This is a genomic window from Streptomyces sp. NPDC059003, from assembly GCF_042740445.1.
Taxonomy (GTDB): Bacteria; Actinomycetota; Actinomycetes; order Streptomycetales; family Streptomycetaceae; genus Streptomyces.
Genome location: NZ_JBHYJH010000100.1, coordinates 28,270 through 34,578 on the forward strand (window position 1 = coordinate 28,270; position 6,309 = coordinate 34,578).

Genomic DNA, 6,309 nt, shown 5'->3' on the forward strand with positions numbered 1-6,309 from the left:
GTCGCGTTGGGGGGGGGGGCCGGGAGGGGGGTGGGGGTTGTTAGAGTTTGGGGTTGGGGTGGGGTGGGTGGATCTGATCTCCCACCCGCCCGCCCGTTTCCAGCTCCACGCGGGGTGAGCGCCCCCCGTGGGGGGTGCTCGCCGTCGGCGACCGCGCGTGTGGGGGTGCGCCCGGGGCGGCGCGCCCTGGGCGGGTGGGCGGGCAGAAGCCGCCGCGGCAGCGGCGGTACGTGCGGTCGGCCGGAGGCCCGCCGTGGGTGCTGAGCGGCGTGTGCTGCCGGGGGAGCGGGCGTTGGTCAGGGCCTTGCCGCCGGTGCTCCTGGTCGTCGGTGTTCTCTTCGACGTCCTGACTCCGCCCGAGTTCACGGCGGCGCCGCTGTTCGCCGCGGCGCCGCTGATCACCGCGCCGTTCTTCTCGCTGCGCACCACCGTCCTGGCCGCCGCGGTGTCCTGCGCCGCCGTGCTCGCCCTGCGCGTCAAGAGCCACACCAACGGCGACGTGGAAGTGATCACCGAGCTCCTGACCATGCTGACCGTCGGCGCGCTCGCCGTCGTCATCAACCGCGTCGTACGCCAGGGCGACGCCCGCCTCGCCTCCGCCCGCTCCATCGCCGAGGCCGCCCAGCGCGCCGTGCTGCCGCAGCCCGAGGCCCGGATCGGCGGCCTGGACGTCGCCGCCCGCTACGAGGCCGCGCAGGCCGACGCGTTCATCGGGGGCGATCTGTACGCGGTGCAGGACACCCCGCACGGCGTCCGCGTCATCGTCGGCGACGTACGCGGCAAGGGCATGGGTGCCGTGGCCGCCGTCGCCGTCGTCATCGGTGCCTTCCGGGAGGCGGCCGAGCAGGAGGCCACCCTGGAGGCGGTCGCGCAGCGCCTGGAGCGGGCGCTCGCGCGGGAGGGCACCCGGCGCGACGGGCTCGACGCGTTCGAGGGGTTCACCACCGCCGTGCTCGCGGAGATCCCGCGCGGCGACGGCGTCGTACGCATCGTCAACCGCGGCCATCCGGCGCCGCTGGTGCTGCGCGACGACGGGCGGATGTGCGTCGTCGCGCCGGCCGAGCCCGCGCTGCCGCTCGGCATGGGCGAGCTCGGCACCTGGCCCGACCGCGCCGACGAGACGGCCTTCCCGCCGGGCTCCACGCTGCTGCTCTACACCGACGGGCTCTCCGAGGCCCGGGACGCGCACGGTGTCTTCTACGATCCGGTCGCCCGGCTCGGCGGGCGGGTCTTCGCGGGTCCGGACGCGCCCGACGCGCTGCTCTCGACGCTCGTGGCGGAGGTCGTCGAGCACACCGGCGGCGGCGCGTCGGACGACATGGCGCTCCTCGCGGTGACCCGCCCCGTCACGGCCAGTGACTGAGCGGCGCCCCTGTGCAGAGGGGCTGACGGGTCGTCAGGCAAAGAGGAAGATCCATTCCGGCGCGCAGCGTCACGGCGACGGCTCAACTCGCCCCGATCCAGGCGCTGATGTCCCGTTGTGTTCGATGCGTAAGCGTTAACGATCAACCGGAACAGCTTGGAATACGACCCTGCTGTCTATTAACGTTCGATAACGCAGCGCGGTCGTCCCAGCCGTCACGAGAGATGGCTCCGTGCGCACACGCCTAATCCCGCAAGGGAGCCGGGGAACCACCAACTTGGGGTGAATCGGACGCCTTTCGCGTACGTGATCCGCGTACGCACGAAGCGTTCGTAGGAGACCTTCCTGCTCCGAACCCGTCAGCTAACCCGGTAGGCGAGAAGGAAGGAAAGGAGTGCGCCCCAGTGGCGTCCAACCGGCCTGCTCCAGAAGCGCCGCACGTGCCGCACGACGACCCGGCCACCGCCGAGTTCCCCGAGTTCTCCGAGTTCTCCTCGTACTCCGGGCACTCCCCGTACTCCGGCTTCGCCGAGACCGCCCCCCAGGAGCAGCCCTGGGAGGAGTGGAACCCCACCGCCGAGTCCGTCCGGCCCGTGCGCGGCAAGCACCGCATCCACAAGAAGGGCGGCGGCGGGCTCGCGCGCAGCTCCACCGTCCTCGGCGTCGGCGTGATCGCCGCCGTCGGCGCGGGCGGCATGGCCACCGCGCAGGGCGGCAAGCCGCCGGTCTCCATATCCATGCCGGACATGTCGTCCGTCACGGACTCGCTGCCCGAGGCCAAGTCCCTGCCCGGCGTGGGCTCCCTGATGTCCGACGGCGACGCGTCGTCGGAGCCCGACACCGCCGCGTCCGCCGCGCCCCTGAGCTCCGCGGGCGTCACCGGCGCCGACGCGCGGCAGGGCACCACCGACGCCGGAGAGGCACTGCGCGCCCGCATCCTCCAGCAGGCCGAGAACCAGCGGCACCAGGCCGACGACACCCAGCGTCAGCAGGCCCAGGACGCCGCCGTGCGGAAGGCCGCCGAGCAGGCCAGGGCCCAGCAGGGCCAGGCGGAGGCCAAGGCCAAGGCGAAGGCCGCGGAGGAGAAGCGCAAGAAGGAGGAGGCGGCCCGCAAGAAGCGCGAGGCCGAGCGCCTCGCCAAGCTCGCCAAGAGCTTCACGCTGCCGACGTCGTCGTACACCCTCACCTCGCACTTCGGCGACTCCGGCTCCATGTGGTCCTCCGGGCACCACACCGGCCTGGACTTCGCCGCCCCCACGGGCACGCTGCTCAAGGCCGTCCACACCGGCACCATCAAGGAAGCGGGCCTGGCGGGCGCGTACGGCTACCGCACCGTCCTGGAGCTGGAGGACGGCACCCAGATCTGGTACTGCCACCAGTCCTCGATGAGCGTCAGCGTGGGCCAGAAGGTCAGCACGGGCGACATCATCGGCCGCGTAGGCGCCACCGGCAACGTCACCGGCGCGCACCTCCACATGGAGGTCCACACCGGCGGCGGCGCCACGATCGACCCGCTGGCGTGGCTGCGGAGCAAGGGCCTGACCCCGTAACTCGCCCGCTTTCCCGGCCGGTTCACCCGGCCCTCCCGGATTCCGGCGGCCCTGGCGACGACCCCCCGACGTCAGGGCCGCCGGTCCTGTCCCGCGTGTCCCGGCCATGTCCTGCCTGTTCCGGCCATGAACGGAATTCCCGTGTCCGCAAAGGCGTTGGGTCCCGTATGACCACTCTGCGCCCCCTGGGCTCGTCCGACCTCGAAGTCTTCCCTCTCGCCCTTGGCGGCAACGTCTTCGGCTGGACCGCCGACCAGACGGAGTCCTTCGCCGTCCTCGACGCGTACGCGGCCGCCGGCGGCAACTTCATAGACACCGCCGACGCCTACTCGTTCTGGGTGCCCGGCAACAAGGGCGGTGAGTCCGAGGAGATCCTCGGGCGGTGGATGGCCGAGCGCGGCAACCGCTCTGACGTCGTCGTCGCCACGAAGGTCGGCGCCCACCCCGACTACAAGGGCCTGTCGGCCGGCACCATCAAGGCCGGCGCGGAGGAGTCCCTGCGCCGCCTCGGCACGGACTACATCGACCTGTACTACACGCACTACGACGACCCGACCGTGTCCGTCGAGGAGATCCTCACCGCCCTCGACGAGTTGGTGCGCTCGGGCAAGGTGCGCGCGATCGCCGCCTCGAACATCACCGCCGAGCGCCTCCAGGAGTGCCTGGACTTCTCCGACCGCGAGGGCCTCGTGCGGTACGTGGCGCTGCAGCCGCACTACAACCTCGTCTCGCGCGACACCTACGAGGGCCCGCTCCAGGAGATCGCCTCCCGTTCGGGCCTCGCCGCCGTCCCGTACTGGGCGCTCGCGTCCGGCTTCCTCACCGGCAAGTACCGCCCCGGCAAGGAGGTCGACAGCGCCCGCGCCGAAAAGGCCGGCGTGCACGTGGAGACCGAGCGGGGCCGCCGCGTCCTCGCCGCGCTCGACGAGGTGGCCAAGGCCCACGACGTCGAGGTCGCCACGGTCGCCCTCGCCTGGCTCGCCGCCCAGCCGACGGTCGCGGCGCCGCTGGCCTCGGCCCGCACGGTGGCACAGCTTCCGGCGCTCCTCGCGGTCGGCGACCTGGAGCTGACCGGGGCGCAGCTCGCGGCCCTCACGGCGGCCGCGGCCTGACGTCAGGTGCGGTAGGGGTTGTACGGGGGCTGGCCCGGGGCGTACGCGTACGGGTAGGGGTACGGATACGAGAGTGCGTACGGGGCGTAGGGCGACGGTGCCGGAACGGGGGCCGTCGCCCTGGCCGCGTACACGAGGGCGGGTCCCGCCACCGGGCGGCGCGTCCACAGCGCTTCGAGGAGCGCGCGTTCGCGGGCGACGAAGTCGGCGGGGGCCCGGCCGGTGCTGCCGCGGTGGCGAAGGAGCGCCAGGGACGTCGCGTGCGTCTCGTACTCCACGACCGTGCGTCCGGCGGGCTTGCCCAGGTGGAACGCGGCGTAGTCGCGGGCGAGGGTGCGGGCGTTCATGGTGCCGAGCGCGTACGGCTCGGGCGCGGCGAACCAGCCCGCGGTCACGTACAGCGGCAGGATCTCGCGGGCGAGGCGCAGCTCGCGCTGGCGCAGCCAGATCGCCAGCCAGGTGAGAAGTCCGAACGCCGGCAGCATGAACGCCGCGTACACGACGAAGAAGCCGTACTCGCCGAAGCCCGCCGCGCCGTTCCAGAAGGCGTGCAGGCCCATGGCCAGGAGGAGGCCCGCGCAGGGGAGCAGCGCGCGGCGTGCGGTGTGGCGCTCGGCGGTGACCGCGGCGACGCCGAAGCCGATGCCGGTGAGCACGGTGAACAGCGGGTGCGCGAACGGCGACATGACCACGCGGACGAAGAAGGTCGCGGCGGTCACGGAGGCGAGGCCGCTCTCGCCGCTGAGCTGGTCGGTGCCGAAGGCGTTGCCGAGGTAGAGGATGTTCTCGGTGAACGCGAAGCCGGTGGCGGTGACGCCCGCTATCACGAAGCCGTCGACGACGCCGGTGAAGTCGGCTCTTCGGAAGAGGAAGACGAGGAGGACGGCCGCGGCCTTGGCGGTCTCCTCGACGATGGGCGCGATGACGGTCGCGCCGAGGGTGTCGGCGCTGGTGGGGTCGGCGGTGGCGGTGGCTATCCAGCGGGTCGCGAAGCTGTTCGCGACGATCGCTATCAGCGCGGCCGCGCAGGCCCCCCAGGAGAACGAGAACAGCAGGTTCCGCCAGGGCCCGGGCGCCACCCGGTCCAGCCAGCGGAACGCGGCGATGAGCAGCGGCACCGGCAGCGTCGCGAGGCCGAGCCCGACCAGGAAGCCCTCGGTGCCGGTCTGCTCGCGCACCAGGGCGAGGATGACGAGCCCGGAGAGCGTGAGGAGCGTGACGAGCGCGGTGGCCCGGATGGCTCCGCGCTGCCACCAGTGCGGATGCCGTGGCCCGGGTGCCCCGGCGGACCCGTCGGACCCGGCGGGCCCACCGGGCGGCGTCGGGTGAGTCGGGTACGGGGGACTGGTGGCCACGGCTTTGACCCTAACGAGGGTCGGGGCGGGCCGCGACGGTGCCTCAGGCCCCGTCGAGCACGGCCGCGCGGCGGAACAGCAGGTCGTGGACGACGTGGCCCTTGCGCAGGCCCTGGCCCTCGAAACGGGTGAGCGGCCGGAAGTCGGGGCGGGGTGCGTAGCCGCCGTCCTCCTGGGTGTTCTCGAAGTCGGGGTGCGCGGTGAGCACCTCCAGCATGTGCTCGGCGTACGGCTCCCAGTCCGTGGCGCAGTGCAGCAGCGCGCCGGGCTTGAGGTGGGGCGCGAGCAGCGTCAGGAACTCGGGCTGGATCAGGCGGCGCTTGTTGTGGCGGGCCTTGGGCCAGGGGTCGGGGAAGTACACGCGGGCGCCGTCGAGGGTCTCCGGGGCGAGCATCTCGCGCAGCAGGATGACGGCGTCGCCGTTGGCGACCCGAATGTTGGACAGCCCGTTCCGGTCCGCGAGATTGAGCAGGTTGCCCTGTCCGGGGGTGTGTACGTCGACCGCGAGGATGTTGGTGTCCGGGTCGGCCTCCGCCATCCGAGCGGTGGCCTCGCCCATCCCGAAGCCGATCTCCAGGACGACGGGGGCGTCGTTCCCGAAGAGCTCGCCGAGGTCGAGCCGGCCCTCGCCGTCGATGTCGAGCCCCCACTTGGGCCACAGGCGCCGCAGGGCGTCGCCCTGGGCGGTCGTGACGCGGCTGCGGCGCGGGGTGAAGCTGCGGATGCGCCGCTCGAACCGGGACCCGGTGGGGTCGGGAGCGGGGCCTTCGGGGAAGCGGGGGGCGCCCTTCGGGCGGGAATTCTCAGACACAGTGGGGACGATTTTAGTCGCCGGGGGGTGACCCTGCCGGGGGCCTCCCCAATCCCACCCCTCCCCGAAACCAGGGGGCTCCGCCCCCTGGACCCCCTTTTATCCGGCGCTGCGCGCC

5 protein-coding genes and 1 riboswitch are annotated in these 6,309 nt (G+C 72.9%); of the genes, 3 read left to right on the forward strand and 2 right to left on the reverse strand.

Features of this window, described 5'->3' with window-relative positions:
* Window positions 1–253 precede the first annotated feature (253 nt).
* The 3 genes from ACFWZ5_RS29380 to ACFWZ5_RS29390 all read left to right on the forward strand — a co-directional run bounded on the left by ACFWZ5_RS29380 (window position 254) and on the right by ACFWZ5_RS29390 (window position 4,025).
* Entirely contained in the window at window positions 254–1,363 is a 1,110-nt protein-coding gene (locus ACFWZ5_RS29380) for a PP2C family protein-serine/threonine phosphatase (RefSeq protein ID WP_384804739.1), read from the forward strand.
* Window positions 1,364–1,594: 231 nt separating this feature from the next.
* Window positions 1,595–1,756: riboswitch (cyclic di-AMP (ydaO/yuaA leader) on the forward strand.
* Window positions 1,757–1,767: 11 nt separating this feature from the next.
* Window positions 1,768–2,913: a M23 family metallopeptidase gene (locus ACFWZ5_RS29385; RefSeq protein ID WP_384804741.1), complete on the forward strand. Its 1,146-nt coding sequence runs from the start codon at window positions 1,768–1,770 to the stop codon at window positions 2,911–2,913.
* A 167-nt stretch (window positions 2,914–3,080) separates the two neighbouring features.
* Complete coding sequence (locus tag ACFWZ5_RS29390; protein ID WP_384804743.1) at window positions 3,081–4,025, forward strand: aldo/keto reductase; 945 nt, start codon at window positions 3,081–3,083, stop codon at window positions 4,023–4,025.
* A gap of 2 nt (window positions 4,026–4,027) precedes the next feature.
* Here the strand turns inward: ACFWZ5_RS29390 and ACFWZ5_RS29395 are convergent, their stop codons facing one another.
* A complete protein-coding gene (locus ACFWZ5_RS29395) occupies window positions 4,028–5,380 on the reverse strand; it encodes a PrsW family intramembrane metalloprotease (protein ID WP_384804745.1) in 1,353 nt (450 codons plus the stop codon).
* A 43-nt stretch (window positions 5,381–5,423) separates the two neighbouring features.
* On the reverse strand, window positions 5,424–6,191 hold the full coding sequence (gene trmB / locus ACFWZ5_RS29400; RefSeq protein WP_384804747.1) for a tRNA (guanosine(46)-N7)-methyltransferase TrmB: 768 nt from the start codon (window positions 6,189–6,191) through the stop codon (window positions 5,424–5,426).
* Between the last annotated feature and the right edge of the window lie 118 nt (window positions 6,192–6,309).

Coding starts and splice junctions, on each gene's coding strand:
- ACFWZ5_RS29390 (WP_384804743.1), top strand. CDS start 3,081: ATGACCACTCTGCGCCCCCTGGGCTCGTCCGACCTCGAAGTCTTCCCT.